At 59.1% G+C, this 14,417-nt stretch carries 14 protein-coding genes; 6 read left to right on the forward strand and 8 right to left on the reverse strand.

Features of this window, described 5'->3' with window-relative positions:
• Positions 1-103: 103 nt before the first annotated feature.
• The 3 genes from AC3I65_RS12475 to AC3I65_RS12485 all read left to right on the forward strand — a co-directional run bounded on the left by AC3I65_RS12475 (position 104) and on the right by AC3I65_RS12485 (position 4,335).
• Positions 104-1,423, forward strand: coding sequence for an OprD family porin (locus tag AC3I65_RS12475; RefSeq protein ID WP_076384677.1), 1,320 nt, complete (start codon positions 104-106; stop codon positions 1,421-1,423).
• A gap of 185 nt (positions 1,424-1,608) precedes the next feature.
• Positions 1,609-2,082, forward strand: coding sequence for a (2Fe-2S)-binding protein (locus AC3I65_RS12480; protein WP_047226466.1), 474 nt, complete (start codon positions 1,609-1,611; stop codon positions 2,080-2,082).
• A gap of 12 nt (positions 2,083-2,094) precedes the next feature.
• Positions 2,095-4,335: a molybdopterin cofactor-binding domain-containing protein gene (locus AC3I65_RS12485; RefSeq protein ID WP_419417017.1), complete on the forward strand. Its 2,241-nt coding sequence runs from the start codon at positions 2,095-2,097 to the stop codon at positions 4,333-4,335.
• Between the two features lie 50 nt (positions 4,336-4,385).
• On the opposite strand, the gene AC3I65_RS12490 is transcribed toward AC3I65_RS12485, so the two are convergent.
• The 4 genes from AC3I65_RS12490 to AC3I65_RS12505 all read right to left on the reverse strand — a co-directional run bounded on the left by AC3I65_RS12490 (position 4,386) and on the right by AC3I65_RS12505 (position 9,123).
• Positions 4,386-5,294, reverse strand: a complete 909-nt coding sequence (locus AC3I65_RS12490; RefSeq protein WP_488523816.1) for an AraC family transcriptional regulator — start codon at positions 5,292-5,294, stop codon at positions 4,386-4,388.
• A gap of 251 nt (positions 5,295-5,545) precedes the next feature.
• Positions 5,546-6,292 carry a YkgJ family cysteine cluster protein gene (locus AC3I65_RS12495; RefSeq protein ID WP_160892728.1) on the reverse strand — a complete coding sequence of 249 codons (747 nt, stop codon included), beginning with the start codon at positions 6,290-6,292 and terminating at the stop codon, positions 5,546-5,548.
• Positions 6,293-6,516: 224 nt separating this feature from the next.
• Positions 6,517-7,350, reverse strand: coding sequence for a hypothetical protein (locus tag AC3I65_RS12500; protein ID WP_488523817.1), 834 nt, complete (start codon positions 7,348-7,350; stop codon positions 6,517-6,519).
• Positions 7,351-7,611: 261 nt separating this feature from the next.
• Entirely contained in the window at positions 7,612-9,123 is a 1,512-nt protein-coding gene (locus tag AC3I65_RS12505; protein WP_310662568.1) for a methyl-accepting chemotaxis protein, read from the reverse strand.
• Positions 9,124-9,308: 185 nt separating this feature from the next.
• Between AC3I65_RS12505 and AC3I65_RS12510 the strand changes: the two genes are divergently transcribed.
• Positions 9,309-10,457 (forward strand): MalY/PatB family protein, encoded by a 1,149-nt coding sequence (locus tag AC3I65_RS12510; RefSeq protein ID WP_488523818.1) that lies wholly within the window; start codon positions 9,309-9,311, stop codon positions 10,455-10,457.
• A gap of 188 nt (positions 10,458-10,645) precedes the next feature.
• Here the strand turns inward: AC3I65_RS12510 and AC3I65_RS12515 are convergent, their stop codons facing one another.
• Positions 10,646-11,050 (reverse strand): VOC family protein, encoded by a 405-nt coding sequence (locus tag AC3I65_RS12515; protein WP_139050310.1) that lies wholly within the window; start codon positions 11,048-11,050, stop codon positions 10,646-10,648.
• Between the two features lie 165 nt (positions 11,051-11,215).
• Here AC3I65_RS12515 and AC3I65_RS12520 point away from each other — a divergent pair, with 165 nt between their 5' ends.
• On the forward strand, positions 11,216-12,073 hold the full coding sequence (locus AC3I65_RS12520) for an SDR family oxidoreductase (protein ID WP_160892734.1): 858 nt from the start codon (positions 11,216-11,218) through the stop codon (positions 12,071-12,073).
• Between the two features lie 68 nt (positions 12,074-12,141).
• On the opposite strand, the gene AC3I65_RS12525 is transcribed toward AC3I65_RS12520, so the two are convergent.
• Genes AC3I65_RS12525 through AC3I65_RS12535 form a run of 3 tightly spaced genes read right to left on the reverse strand, consistent with a single transcriptional unit; the run spans position 12,142 to position 13,624 of the window.
• Positions 12,142-12,588: a DUF421 domain-containing protein gene (locus AC3I65_RS12525; protein ID WP_047226459.1), complete on the reverse strand. Its 447-nt coding sequence runs from the start codon at positions 12,586-12,588 to the stop codon at positions 12,142-12,144.
• A 7-nt stretch (positions 12,589-12,595) separates the two neighbouring features.
• On the reverse strand, positions 12,596-13,114 hold the full coding sequence (locus tag AC3I65_RS12530; protein WP_047226458.1) for a hypothetical protein: 519 nt from the start codon (positions 13,112-13,114) through the stop codon (positions 12,596-12,598).
• 9 nt (positions 13,115-13,123) lie between these two features.
• Positions 13,124-13,624, reverse strand: coding sequence for a CinA family protein (locus AC3I65_RS12535; RefSeq protein ID WP_274090452.1), 501 nt, complete (start codon positions 13,622-13,624; stop codon positions 13,124-13,126).
• 166 nt (positions 13,625-13,790) lie between these two features.
• Between AC3I65_RS12535 and AC3I65_RS12540 the strand changes: the two genes are divergently transcribed.
• Entirely contained in the window at positions 13,791-14,405 is a 615-nt protein-coding gene (locus AC3I65_RS12540; RefSeq protein WP_160892738.1) for a Yip1 family protein, read from the forward strand.
• Positions 14,406-14,417: the final 12 nt, after the last annotated feature.

The raw sequence follows: 14,417 nt of genomic DNA on the forward strand, positions 1-14,417 counted from the left end.
AACGAGTTATTGAACGCATCGGCCAATCATGTGATCGGCCGAGGGCTTCCTGCTGCCTTTTCACTGTGCCCGGAACAAAGGTTCCGCGCTGGAGTTCGTCCTGATGAAAGCTCTATTCAACGTACTGAGTTTATTAACCGGCGGCGTGTGTATTGTCTTGAGCCCGTTGGCGTCTGCTGATTTTGTCAGCGACAGTAAAGCCAACTTGAACTTGCGCAATTTCTACTTCAACAACGATAACCGTGACGGTACCGCCGCGCCCTCGAAGACTGAGGAATGGGGACAGGCCTTCATGCTCAATTATCAGTCCGGGTTTACCGACGGCACTGTGGGGTTTGGTCTGGATGCCATCGGCCTGCTGGGTTTGAAACTCGACAGCGGCGCGGGTCGCCATGTTGGCAGCTCGATGTTTCCCAACGACGGTGACAAGGCTGCCGACCAATGGGCTCGTCTCGGCGCAACGGCGAAGATGCGCGTCTCCAAGACCGAACTGCGTTACGGCACCTTGCAACCGAAACTGCCGATCCTGGTGTCCAACGATGGCCGTCTGTTGCCGCAAACTTTCGAAGGTGGCCAAGTCACCAGCAATGAAATCGACAACCTGACGTTCACCGCCGGCCAACTGGAACACGCCACCGGGCGTGCATCGAGTGACCGCGCCGGGCTGGCCGTTGCGGGCGGCAGCCAGGAAAGCAACAAATTCACCTTTGCCGGTGGCGACTACAAACTGACCAAGGACCTGACCGCACAGTATTACTACGCCAATCTCGAAGACTATTACCAACAGCACTTCGCCGGTTTGTTGCATGTATTGCCGCTGGGCGAATACGGCTCGCTGAAAACCGACTTGCGCTACTTCAAGACCACGTCCGATGGCAAGAACAGCAGCGCCGCCGGTCGCGCCAGTGGTTACAAACTGGGCGGCTACACCAAGGACGGCAGCGGGGAAATCGACAACGATACCTGGAGTGCGGCGTTCATTTACTCGCTGGGCGGCCATGCCATTACCGCGGGTTATCAAAGCGTTTCCGAAGACAGCAACTTTGCCCAACTCAACCAGGGTGGCTTGGTGGGTAAAGGCGAAGCCGGCGCCAGCCTTTATCTCTACACCGACCGCACTATTCAGACGTTCATCCAGGCGGGTGAGCGCACGGCGTTCGCCCAGTATGCCTACGACTTCGCCGCGCTTGGCGTGCCGGGATTGAAGGCGTCGGTGATGTACCTCAAGGGCGACAATATCCAGACCGCCAGCGGTCAGGACGCCAGTGAGTGGGAGCGCGATATCTCCCTGGACTATGTGATCCAGAGCGGTACGCTGAAGAACCTGGGTTTTGGCTGGCGCAACGCGATGTCCCGAAGCGAAGTGGCTCGCGACCAGGACCAGAATCGCCTGATCGTGAGTTACAGCATTCCCTTGATGTAAGCATCCAGCGCAATTCAGGGCCAGGGCGTCGAACTCGCGTGAAACGCTCCTGGCTCTTTATCAGCGCTTGCCCAACGTCGGCAGATTCGCACGATTGGGCAATCATCCGCGCGGATTATGCAACCAGCCCCCAGAATTGCTTCCTATAGTTATCCAGAGTCAAACCTTCTGGAGCTGGAATCGCTATGAGCGCCCTCAACATCAATGGCCGTGAGTATACGGTCGACGTAGACCCAGGCACCCCGATTCTCTGGACCCTGCGCGATGCGCTGGGCATGACCGGCACCAAATTTGGTTGTGGTGCAGCCCTGTGTGGCGCCTGCACCGTTCACCTGGATGGTCAGGCCATTCGTTCCTGCGTGACGCCAATCGCCGCCGCCCAAGGCAAGAAGATCACCACCATCGAGGCGGCCACAGATGGCAGTGACCCGGTCGGCACCGCCGTGCATGAGGCTTGGGTCAAACACGACGTGGCGCAGTGCGGCTACTGTCAGAGCGGCCAGATCATGAGCGCGACAGCGTTTCTCAAAGCCCAGCCCAAGGGCAAGCAGCCTACGGCGGCCGAAATCGACTCGGCGATGGCCGGCAACATTTGCCGCTGTGGCACTTACGCGCGCATCCGCGCTGCCGTGGCAGATGCCGCCAAAACCCTTGCCTGACCGGAGTTCGCCATGTTGAACGAGATTTTTCCAGACGAGATTCCCCGCACTTTACAGCACATGCTTGAGCGCGATCAGGCTGACGGCCCTACCACCCTTCCCCGCCGCAGTTTCCTCAAGATTGTCGGCATCGGCGGTCTGGCCTTGGGCGCTTTTCCTCATCTTGCCTTGGCGCAAGAGGCCAACGGCGACGCCGCAGTACCACTCAAGCCGAATCAGCAACCTTCGGCATTCGTACAGATCGCGCCCAACGGCGAAGTCACCGTGACGATCAACCGGTTGGAATTCGGCCAGGGCGTGCAAACCAGCCTGCCGATGATTCTTGCCGAAGAGCTCGATGCCGACTGGAGTCTGGTGCGAGCCCGCAACGGCAGCGGTGATGCTGCTTATCAGGATCCGATCTTTGGTATACACCTCACTGGCGGCTCCAATTCGATCAAGAACAGCTATACCCAGTACCGCGAACTTGGCGCCCGTGCTCGTGCCATGCTGCTCTCGGCGGCGGCAGCACGCTGGAACGTGGACGTGGCCAGCCTGAGCACCCAAGCCGGCATGGTGCTCGGCCCGGCGGGCCGTAAGGCAAGCTACGGCGAATTGGCCGAGGCCGCTATGGCGCTGCCTGTGCCGGAAAAGGTGACACTCAAGGACCCCAAGGACTTTCGCATCATTGGCCATGCCACCACGCGCATCGATGCCAAGGCCAAGAGCAGCGGCCAGCAGGACTTCGGCATCGATATGCATCTGCCAGGGCAACTCACTGCCGTGGTCGCCCACCCGCCGGTGTTCGGTGCCAGAATCGCTTCGTTGGATGACAGCGCGGCACGCGCCACCCGGGGCGTGAAAGCGGTATTGCGCGTGCCGTTGGACGGCGGTGCTGAAGGTGTCGCGGTAGTCGCCGATAGCTACTGGCAGGCGAAGCTCGCGCGCGATGCCTTGAAGCTGGAGTGGGACCTGGCGTCCGTCGAAAAGGTGGACAGCGAAAAACAATTGCTCCAGTACCGGGAGCTGGCCGGCCAGCCCGGCCCACTGCGCTTCGATGCCGACATGACGCCGCTGGCAACCGCGCCGCATCAACTGGAAGCTGAGTTCGTATTCCCCTACCTCGCCCACGCCCCCATGGAGCCGTTGAACTGTACTGTCCAGCTCGGCGAAGAACGCGCCGAACTGTGGGTCGGCACGCAGTTTCCCGGCGGCGACAGTGCGGCGGCCGCCAAGGTACTGAATCTCAAGCCCGAGCAAATCCAGCTGAACGTGCAGACGGCCGGCGGTGGTTTCGGCCGGCGCGGCGTGCCCACCGGCGACTTTGTCGTGCTGGCTTGCGAAGTGGCCAAAGCCGCCCGCGCTGAGGGGCTTGACGCGCCTGTGCGCACGCTCTGGAGCCGGGAAGACGACATCAAGGGCGGCTACTATCGCCCCATGCACCTGCATCGCGCGCGCATCGGTTTTGACGACGCCGGCAAGGTACTGGCCTGGGATCACGCCCTGGTCGGGCAATCCATTCTTACCGGCACCGTGTTTGGTGGCCAAGTGAAGAACGGCATCGACCCCACCGCCACGGAAGGTATGCGTGATCCTTATCCGCTGCCGATGCGCCTGACGGTCCATCACCCGAAAGTCAACGTCCCCATCCTGTGGTGGCGCAGCGTAGGCTCCACCCATACGGCTTTTGTGATGGAAACCTTGATCGATGAGATCGCCCGTACAACCAAGCAGGATCCGGTGGCCTACCGGATGAAGCTGTTCGCCGATCAAAGCCCGCGCCATCGCGCTGCGCTGCAATTGGCGGTGGACAAGAGCGAATATGGCAAACGCCCGCTACCGGCGGGCCATGCCTGGGGCGTGGCGGTGCACGAGTCGTTCAGTTCGGTGGTGGCTTACGTCGTTGAGGCGTCGGTGCAGAGTGGCCGTCCGGTGCTGCACCAAGTGACTGCGGGTGTGCACTGCAACCTGGTGGTCAACCCGCGCAGTGTTGAAGCTCAGGTGCAAGGCGCCGCGCTGATGGGATTGTCGATGTGCCTGCCGGGCGGCGCCATCACCTTGAAAGACGGCGTCGTGCAGCAGAGCAACTTTGCTGACTTCAGCGTTCCACGCATTACCGACATGCCGGAGTTTGCCGTGCACATCGTGCCAAGCGCCGAACCACCCACCGGGATGGGCGAGCCCGGCCTGCCGGCGTTGGCTCCGGCTTTTGCCAATGCCATTGCCAGCCTGACAGGCAAGCCAATGCGTGAGTTGCCGTTCAAGATGACGTAACAGTAACCTGAGGCACGTCTGGTCGTTGCTCCGCCAGACGTGCCTCCCTGTTACAAACGAATCCGCTTGATATCCCGTTGTGGTGGCTCGCCAAACAGGCGGCTGTACTCGCGGCTGAACTGCGAAGCGCTTTCGTACCCCACCTGCCCCCCTGCACTGCTGGCGTCGACGTTCTGACTCAGCATCAACTGCCGGGCCGCCTGGAGCCGCAGCTGCTTCTGGTATTGCAGCGGGCTCATTCCCGTCACGGCGCGAAAGTGTTGACGAAAGGTAGAAGGGCTCATGTGCGCTTGTGCCGCCAAATCGTCCATGCGCAACGCCTGGCGGAAATTGAGTTTCAACCAGGCGACGGTCTTGGCGATGTGTTGGCTGGGTGAGCCGGCGGTGACCACATGAAGCAACTGCGGGCCGTGGGAACCGCTTAGCAGGCGAGCGATGATCTCCTCCTTGATCAGCGGAGCCACAGCCTGCAACAGTTGGGGCTCTTTCAGCAGATTCACCAAACGTATCAGGGCATCAAGCACCCCGGCATCCAGGGGTTGCACGGTAATCGGACGAAACGCATCGTCTCTCATGCGCTGCGACAAGTGCATACGTTCGGCCATATGCATCACCGTGGCGCTTTCAAATCTCAGCATCATGCCTAGAAATGGCTTGGCGACGCTGGCCTGGGAGATATGTGAAATGACCGGTAGATCTACGCTGGTCACCATGGACTGGCCAGGCGCATAGGTCAGGATTTCGCCCCCTATCATGGCTTGCTTGCGGCCTTGCAAGGTGACACCAATGCCCAAACCATAGATACAGTGCATGGGGGCAGTGACCGTTTTGCGTCGATGCAGGCTCAAGCCAGGAATGTCGGTAACCTGATCGCCCTCGCTGGGTAGAATCTGGCTGACTGCACCGGCCAGGCGGTTGATATCGCCAGCGAGCTGGTCGTGTTCAGTATTGGGTTGCACCTTCGACTCCTTAAACCATCAGCCCCATCGCTGCCCTCGGGGTAACCGCGAATGACGTTCGCCGTTACCGCACATTGTCGTAGGTCAGCATGGCCGCAGTATGGTGGGCCGGCGGTTCGAGTCGCTTGCCTGATCGGCGCAATTTCTTGCACGATTCAACGAGCTGTCAGTGACGCTAGTCGCGTACAGCTAGATATAACAAGATGTTTCAGAGACTCAGCATGCCCAAAGTGATGGGTTCAGCGTTGAGCCTAGAGACTGTGGAAGATGTAGTCGGTTGAGGGGTGATCATCCAACGCTATCCCTATTTGATGCAGTTGGTGGCGTAACGCCGGGGCATCGACCCTCACCTTCCAATCCGGACGAGTCGGTGCGGTGCCCCCTGCATCGTAGCGGTTGATAGCCTCGATCAACTGCGCTCGGTCAGGCAGATACACGGCCATCGCATTACCCTTCCACGCCGCAACGTTCAGCCCCATGGCCTCGCACAGCGCGATTTTGGTTTGTGCATCGTCCCTGTCGGCCTGACGCGAGCGTTCGATCTGATCAGCAAGGATCGGATCAACGACCCGGTCGGTGAACAGGATCTGGCCCTGCTCCCAGACTTCAGGGGGGCAAATCTTGTTTTCCGGACTCAGCGCGATGAAAGGATTGATTTCCATCGGGTAGATTCGACAGACCAGCGGCCGCTCCTCATAAATACCGCAACGACCGTCGTCGCCGAGATTGCGGCATTGCGCCAGCGCGTTGCCCGCCAACACCGCAACGACTCGGATCCTGGCATCGCCGCTGGTCACTTCCACGGCTCGCTGGGCACTGTGAGTGAATTGATGAGGTTGCGAAGCCCACGTCGACTCATCAAACGCCTCCAGTATCACCGCCACCTCATGCCCACGTTGTAGCCACTGCCTTGTTTCGGCCAGGGTCAGCGGAATGAGACGACCTTTGCAGCAGATCCCGCAGCCGTTGCAGGCAAACCGGATAGCGTTGTTTTTCATATCAAGCACTCACACGCATATTTTCGACCAGACAGGCCTGCCACGCGCAGACATCCGTGGCAGGGCCTCAGGCCGTGAAAGTATGTGGAGTGAAGAACAGATCCGCTTGCCGGATCCGCCGGAATATTTGCCCGATTCAAGGTGATTTACAGTAGCCACACTGAGCCATATTCCAATGCTCCAGACAGCCTCTGCATCGGATACTGCAAACCTTCACTTAGCAGCTAAACAAATGTATAGGGAATGAAATTCTCTTTTGAAAGTATCGCAGTAAACTCAAAGGTGTCAAAAAAGCAAAAATTTATAATGTATTTTTCTGGATCATTAGTGCCAGGATCAACGACGGTAACCACATCATAAAAAAATACTTCTTTATGCTCTCCTTTGGCTGACTGCCGATTCAACATCTTACGAAAATGCTCGCTGATCTTTTTTTCTGCGTCAGATGCATCGTCTCTAAGGAAGGTGTGTGGCAGTAAAATGACCTTGCCCAACCACGTCCACTTTGCCTCATGGTAAAACAGCCCTTTTGCAACACACTCGAAGAAGCTATCAAATCTTTGTCGATCATAAACAAAGGAGGCCGTTTGTTGTTCTTCACCGCTTGCATCCACAATGGTTTCATCTTTCAAATCGACACTTAACAAGCCCAACAAACCGGTGCCCATTCCTGCCTGCGCCATATCTGAAAAGCTCTTCATCCCGGCGACAGGATCACCCGTATGCTTTTCGATGATATCTAAAATTTTTTTGGCCTGTTGCTTGTCCTCAATACAATCACCCAAACGGGTACCTGCATGCCCCAATGCCCTCTCGTGAACATCTCTCAGAGGGGCGAGATGCGGCTTATCGTTGAGCTTGGCAGAAGAGAGTAAAATCGCGCGAATATACTCATCATCCTTGGACTTTTTTTGGTTATGCAGATCGCAGGATGGAACAGTGATCAACCCGCCTCGTTTACCCTTGAAAAAGAAGCTTTGCGGAGGCACATGCTCCCACCCCGTAAAATCCCCCTCGCAGTGATAGCAGTGCAACTGACCGGCTTGGTTTTTGCTCATTCCGTTTGCCTCCTTGTCAACTTCTAACGCCAAAAGCTCCAGGGACAGCTATCCATGTCTGTTGGCAAAGCATGGATCCTACAACGGCTAGATGGCTATACGCCATCGCCCTGCTTCACGTTGCGCCGAGCCAGTGTCCGACGCCAGCGGAGCGTATCGTGCCCAAAGCTGCATGGAGGACAGAACGTCGTATCAGGGCTCGCGCTGATTGGGCACTGTAAATGGATTTAGGTTGGACAACGCCGGCGCGAAGCAAGCCAGTCAAACCGCCTCACCTTTACGATGAAACGCCTGCCCCAACACCGCCAAGCGTTCGGCCAACGGTGGCAGGCACTGGCTGCTCCGAGTCAGAATGCCAATGTTATCGGCGTTGCGCTCAGCGACGGCCTGGACACTTTGCAAGCGCTCATTGATGCCCTTCGAGGCCTCGGACTGTTCCTGGGTGGTGCTGGCGATCAGGTCGTTGAAGTGGTTGATCGCCGCGATGTCCTCTACCACTGCATGCAGCAGTTGCGAGGCGAGTTGGCTGGCCGATACGCAGCGTTGTACCCCTTCCTGGCTGTCTTGCATGGCGAGGGCTGCCTGACGGCTGCCCTGTTGCAGCTTGGCGATGATCTGCTGGATTTCCGTGGTGGACGTCGAGGTCTTTTGCGACAGGGTCCGGACTTCGTCCGCCACTACCGCAAAACCGCGTCCCTGCTCCCCGGCCCGGGCGGCCTCGATGGCGGCGTTGAGGGCCAGCAGGTTGGTTTGTTCGGCGATGCTGTTAATGACGTCCAGCACCTGGCCGATCTGTTGCGCCTGCTCGGCCAGGCCTTGCACGGTTTCGTTGGTCAAGTTGAGGCGACCGGCCAACTCGACAATCTCCTCGCGGCTCTGGTCAACGGTGCTGCGCCCGCGGCTGACCTGTTCACTGGCTTGGCCGGCCCGTTGTACCGTCTGGCCGACATGCCCGGCAATGCTGTCCATGGCCTGGACCAGATGGCCAATCGCGCCGCTCATCTGTGCCACCTCATTGAGCTGATGCCTGGCGCCGTGTTCCAGTGTCTGACCGACTTGAGAAAGGTCCTGACCCAAGTCCGAAAGGTTGCGGGTATCGCGAACCACGCCGTCTACCAGGTTGGTGATCTGCTGCAGGAAATGATCGAAACGCTCGGACGAAGAGACTTTGTCCCCCCGGTTGCGCTGGGTCTGGGTGTCACTGCTCAACTGCATGGCGGCGGCCAGCACTTTGTCGAGCACATCCTGGTTTTCCGTGGCATCGGCCAGGCTCTGGTTCGCCAGGTAAATCAGGATCACGCTTTCCACCACCACGTAGAAGGCGTGGATGAAAATCATGGTCCAGCCGCCATGGTTGGCCATGACGAACACCGGATAACCCTGGTGCTGAAGCCAGTGAAAACCGACGTGGTGAATAGCGATAGTGGCGGCGGCCACGATGATCGGCAGCCAGTCACGGTAGAACGTCAGCACCGCCAACAGTACGAAAATCCCGAAGTGGAACTCGATCACGCCATGGGTCTGGTTGATGTGCAAGGCGGCCATGACCATCAGCGCCACGGCGATGACACAGCGCATGGCCCGGGTGCCGCCCAGGCCGCGATAAAGCACGGTGGTCAGCAGACAGGTCGTCGCCCCTATCAGCAGCGCCTGGCTGAAGGTGGAGTGCAGGAAGGCCAGGCACAGGGAGTAGACAAAAGTGAGCCAGAGTAACCCCAGCATGATGCGATCAGCTTTACGGTAGTGATCGTTAAAGCGCACGGGCGATGTCATGGGGGCTGTCCTTTTCGGGGGGCTTGGAGGGTCCGTTACCAATGCTGGCTTCAAGCCTTATCGGCGTGTCGGAATCGAACTGTAGCCGATTCCTCCTGGTTAGTGGCACTACGCCATCTTCCTTTTTTCACTGATCTTTGCTTTATGATGTTCGCCATCTCATTCCCAGACCTGATGGAACCCCCATGACTTTCGATTTCGACACGGTATTGGAGCGCCACGGTACCGGTAGCACCAAGTGGAGTCGCTACCCCGCTGACGTGTTGCCCATGTGGGTGGCTGATATGGACTTCCCTGCTCCGCCGGTGGTCATCGACGCACTGCACAAACGCCTCGAACACCCCATGCTCGGCTACAGCGTGGCCCAGGACTCGCTGCGCGCCGCCATCGTTGCGGACCTCTGGAACAAGTACGCCTGGCGCGTCGAGCCTCAGCAGATCGTCTTCCTGCCGGGTGTCGAACCAGGCTTCAACATGGCGCTGCACGCCTTGGTGGAGCCTGCGCAGAACGTTGTGGTACAGGTGCCCAATTACCCGCCGCTGCGCAATGCCCCTGCTCACTGGCAACTGAACAAGGTTGAACTGCCGTTCAACCCGCTCAACGGCGAATTCCACACGCCCCTGGCCGCGCTGCGTGACGCGTTGCAGGGTGGCGGTGCGCTGTTGCTGAGCAACCCTCACAACCCGTTGGGCAAGGTGTTTGCCCGGGGAGAACTCAAGGCCGTGGCGGATATCTGCCTGGAGCAGAATGCCTGGATCATCTCTGACGAAATCCATGCCGAGCTGTGCTTCGACGGTCGTGTGCACATCCCCACCGCCACCCTCAGCCCGGAGATTGCCGAGCGCACCATCACCCTGATGTCGGCCAGCAAGGCCTACAACATTGCCGGGCTGAAAACTTCATTCGCCATCATCCAGAACGCCAAGGTCCGCGAGCGGGTTAACAGTGCCCGGGCCGGCATGGTCGACAGCGTCAACGCCCTGGGCCTTGAAGCGACCCGCGCGGCCTACAGCGAAGCTGGCCCGTGGCTGGAAGAATTGAAGGCTTACCTGCAAGCCAACCGCGACTATCTGGTCGACGCCGTAAAGACCCGCCTGCCGGGCATCACCATGACCGTGCCCCAGGGCACTTACCTGGCCTGGCTGGATTGCTCGGGATTGGGGCTGGACGACCCGCAGGGCTTTTTCCTGAAGCAAGCCAAGGTAGGCCTGAGTGCCGGACTGGATTTCGGTGACGATGCCGGACAGTTCGTGCGCTTGAACTTCGGCTGCCCACGCAAGCTGCTGGAGGAAGGAATTGCGCGGATGGAGCGAAGCTTGAAGGCCAGGGGCTGATTTCTCCAGGTGACCGGAGCTCATCTGTGGCGAGGGGATAAATCCCCGCTGGGCTGCGCAGCAGCCCCAATGAAAAGCCATGAGATGAGCCTGACACACCGAGTGAACTGTTTTAGGGCTGCTGCGCAGCCCAGCGGGGATAAATCCCCTCGCCACAAATAGGTCCACTCCAGAAACAGAGTGCTCAGTTACTCATCCATATCCGGCGCATAAACAAAGCACAACTTGTTCCCCTCCGGATCGCGGCAATAGGCCCCGAAATACCCTTCTGAATACTGGGGCCGCGGGCCCGGCGGGCCTTCGTCGGTGCCGCCCAGGGCGATGGCCTGCGCCCAGGCGGCCTGTACGGTGTGCGGCGAATCGGCGGCGAAACTCACTTGCATGCCATTGCCCCAGGTCGCGGGCAAACCATTGAACGGTAATTGCACGAATACCTGGGGCCAACGCTTGCCGGGTTGATGCCAGCCTTCTCCCGGCGGGCCCGAGTCGTTTTCGCTGGGCAGGCGCACCAACCCCAGGCAGCCCAGCACAGCATCATAAAACGCGACCATTGCTGGCAGGTCCCGCGCGCCAATCTGTATGTGACTGAACATCTGTCCGGCTCCTTATCTGCATTCGTCCAACATTAGCCGATGTTGATTCGCGATTGGCAAAAGGGCTCGGACCTCGCTCATCGCTCGGCCCGAAATCCGAGCGAACTCTGCCTGAAGGCCCACAGTCCACCCTCCATCGACTACACATCCAGCATGGAGAATGTCATGACTGACTACCCTACCCCGCCGTTCCCAAAACAAAGCCAACCGGTGCCCGGCACTCAACGCAAGATGGACCCGTATCCAGACTGCGGAGAACAGAGCTACACCGGTTCCGGACGCCTGGAAAGCAAGATCGCCTTGATCACCGGCGCCGACAGCGGCATCGGTCGTGCCGTGGCGATTGCCTTCGCCCGTGAGGGCGCCGACGTGGCCATTTCCTACCTGGACGAGCATGAAGACGCCAGGGAGACTGCCCGCTGGGTAGAACAGGCCGGCCGCCAATGCCTGTTGCTGCCCGGTGATCTGGCGGACAAGGCCCAATGCCGCAAGATCGTCGACGATACCGTCGCCCGTTTCGGGCATATCGACATTCTGGTCAACAACGCCGCGTTCCAGATGACCCACGAAAACCTGGAAGACATCCCCGACGAAGAGTGGGTGCGCACGTTTGATATCAACATCACCTCGATGTTCAGGATCTGCCAGGCCGCCGTCCCGCATATGAAGGCGGGTGGCTCGATCATCAACACCAGTTCGGTCAACTCCGACATGCCCAAGCCGACTCTGCTGGCCTACGCCACCACCAAAGGCGCCATCGCCAACTTCACCGGCGGGCTGGCGCAGATGCTCGGCCCCAAGGGCATCCGGGTGAACAGCGTGGCGCCAGGGCCGATCTGGACACCGCTGATTGTCGCCACCATGCCTGAGGAAGAAGTACAGAACTTCGGCTCCCAGACGCCCCTTGGCCGTCCTGGCCAGCCGGTGGAAGTGGCGCCGATCTATGTACTGCTGGCTTCGGATGAGGCGAGCTACATTTCCGGTTCCCGGTATGGGATTACGGGCGGCAAGCCGATCCTGTGAGTCAAGCAATGGTGGGCAGCTGTTGTGGCGAGGGGATGTAGCCCTCGCCATGAATCATGTGAAGGGCCTCACGGCTCCTTGGCAATCACCGAAATCTTGCCGTTACGTTCGATAATCGCGAACTTGATCTGTTCCAGTGTCTCGATTCCCTGGCTCGACCGTGCCGCTTCCATGATGTCTTCTTCTATCAAGCGGGCATGGCGCAGGCGCGCCTTCAGTATTCGCCCATCCTCCACAATAATGGTCGGGCCGCCGTCAATCAGTTGCGAGACCCATTGGGAGCGTTGCTTGAGCAGCGACAAGCCCACATCGATGGCAATCAGCGTCACGATCACCATCAACGAATTGGTCAACGAGAAATCATCCCCCAGCAACGCCTGCTGGGTGGCCTCGCCGATGATCATCAGCAGGACAAAATCAAACGTGGTGATTTCCGCCAGGGAGCGTCGCCCGGCGATCTTGAACAGTACCAGCAACGCCACATAGATCGCGGCAGCCCGCAGCACAGAGTCCATACGTCACCTAGGGAAAAATGAATTGATTGAACCTGACCGTGGCGCCATCGGGCGTGTCGATACGGCTGTGATAGAGCCCCAGCCCATCGCCCAGCAGTGACAGATAAAGGCTGGCCTCTCCCTTGGCATCCGCCTGGACCCACAGCTTCAGGCCCCGCTCCGCACTCGCCGAGCGCACGGGCTGGGGCTGGAGGGTTTGCACCTCGAAACCCTCCAGCCACTGGCCGACCAGTTCCACCTCCAGCACGGCATTGGGCTGCCCCATCAGATGGATGACCATGGGGTTGGTAGAACCGTTGCGGTGGAACATTTCGTACTCGACGCCGAGTCGGCCATCTGCGCTGTGTACATTTCGGGTGCTCAACGGGCCACGAGAGAACAATCCAAGCAACGTCAGGATCACCAGCAATACCAACACGTACCAACCCACCCGCTCGAAACGCCAGACCTTGAGCTGGTAGGCCATGTCTTCGCGGACCGGGAACTGGCGGCTGCGCAATTCCTCGGGATCAGTGGGGTGGGTCATGGTGATCCCCTATCTGCGCTCACCCGCCAGCGCGCGTTGATGAAAGTGCCGCAACTGCACGAGCGCATGTTCGGCGGCCCACCTTTGGACCTGGTTGCGAGTCCCGAAAAACCTTTCCAGGCGACTGAACAGCGCTCGCTCGCCGGCCATATCGAACGCCCAGGCAAAACAGACGGTGCCGGCCGGAATGCCGTCCATGTCATCCGGCCCGAGAATGCCGGTGGTGGCCACGGCGACGTTGGCATTGGCGTCGCGCAGGGCACCGAGGGCCATTTCCTCGGCCACCTCACGGCTGGTGAGATTGAAGGTGTCGATGGTGCATGGGTTGACCCCCAGCAATCGTTGTTTAGCCTCCGGGGAATACACCACGTAACCGCTTTCAATCAGCGAACCACTGCCGGGTACTTCGGCCAGCAAGGTGACGATCTTGCCGGCGGTACAGGACTCGGCCGTCGTCAGGCGCAGCTCGTGTTCACGCAAGTAATCAACCAGGGAGCAAGCAATGGTCATGGCATACAGTCCTTCAGGGATGCTGATGGATTGACCCCGGCCGTATGGATTCATTCCCTCTGATCACGCCCCTCCTCGGGCACTCCAAATAAATGAACCCCCGACCGATCCTGTATCTCAAATCCGTATGGGCCTCACCAGAGGCTGTACTGATCAGGAGGTCGTCATGTCCGCCCCTTTCGTCAAACTGTTCACCCACCCCGAGTTTGCCTGGAAAGACATCCGCGAACAGGAACAAGCTCATCCGCGCCACTATCTGGCTCACCTGTTGTTGCTCGCCCTGATTCCCGTGGTGTGCCTGTTCATTGGGACCACCTGGACCGGCTGGAGCCTGGCTGAAAACGAAACGGTACGGCTCAGCACTGCCAGCGCACTTCAACTGAGTGTGCTGCTGTACCTGACCATCGTGGCCGGCGTGATGCTCATGGGGCTGTTCATCCGCTGGATGTCGCGCACCTTCGATGCCCGCCCTACGGTCAACCAGTGCATTGGTTTTGCCGCCTACACCGCCACGCCCTACTTCCTGGCCGGGATTTTCGGGCTCTACCCCAACCGCTGGCTGGCGGTGATCGCGCTGGCAATGGCGTCGGCCTACTCGACCTTTTTGCTGTTTGTGGGCCTGCCCAAGTTCATGAATCTCAAGAAGGAACAAGGTCTGTTGTACTCGGCCAGCGTATGGGGCGTAGGACTCTTGGTGCTGGTGACCATTCTGGTGGAAATGATTCTGCTATGGTTCAACGTCCTGCAGCCGGAATATCTGCGCGTTCCGATAAGTGGATGAGTCCGGGAGGCA

Source organism: Pseudomonas sp. N-1-13, from assembly GCF_057787095.1.

Excerpts from the sequence above, each read along its gene's own strand:
- AC3I65_RS12475 (WP_076384677.1), top strand. The coding sequence starts at position 104 with ATGAAAGCTCTATTCAACGTACTGAGTTTATTAACCGGCGGCGTGTGT.
- AC3I65_RS12480 (WP_047226466.1), top strand. The coding sequence starts at position 1,609 with ATGAGCGCCCTCAACATCAATGGCCGTGAGTATACGGTCGACGTAGAC.
- AC3I65_RS12485 (WP_419417017.1), top strand. The coding sequence starts at position 2,095 with ATGTTGAACGAGATTTTTCCAGACGAGATTCCCCGCACTTTACAGCAC.
- AC3I65_RS12495 (WP_160892728.1), bottom strand. The coding sequence starts at position 6,292 with ATGAAAAACAACGCTATCCGGTTTGCCTGCAACGGCTGCGGGATCTGC.
- AC3I65_RS12500 (WP_488523817.1), bottom strand. The coding sequence starts at position 7,350 with ATGAGCAAAAACCAAGCCGGTCAGTTGCACTGCTATCACTGCGAGGGG.
- AC3I65_RS12505 (WP_310662568.1), bottom strand. The coding sequence starts at position 9,123 with ATGACATCGCCCGTGCGCTTTAACGATCACTACCGTAAAGCTGATCGC.
- AC3I65_RS12510 (WP_488523818.1), top strand. The coding sequence starts at position 9,309 with ATGACTTTCGATTTCGACACGGTATTGGAGCGCCACGGTACCGGTAGC.
- AC3I65_RS12515 (WP_139050310.1), bottom strand. The coding sequence starts at position 11,050 with ATGTTCAGTCACATACAGATTGGCGCGCGGGACCTGCCAGCAATGGTC.
- AC3I65_RS12520 (WP_160892734.1), top strand. The coding sequence starts at position 11,216 with ATGACTGACTACCCTACCCCGCCGTTCCCAAAACAAAGCCAACCGGTG.
- AC3I65_RS12525 (WP_047226459.1), bottom strand. The coding sequence starts at position 12,588 with ATGGACTCTGTGCTGCGGGCTGCCGCGATCTATGTGGCGTTGCTGGTA.
- AC3I65_RS12530 (WP_047226458.1), bottom strand. The coding sequence starts at position 13,114 with ATGACCCACCCCACTGATCCCGAGGAATTGCGCAGCCGCCAGTTCCCG.
- AC3I65_RS12535 (WP_274090452.1), bottom strand. The coding sequence starts at position 13,624 with ATGACCATTGCTTGCTCCCTGGTTGATTACTTGCGTGAACACGAGCTG.
- AC3I65_RS12540 (WP_160892738.1), top strand. The coding sequence starts at position 13,791 with ATGTCCGCCCCTTTCGTCAAACTGTTCACCCACCCCGAGTTTGCCTGG.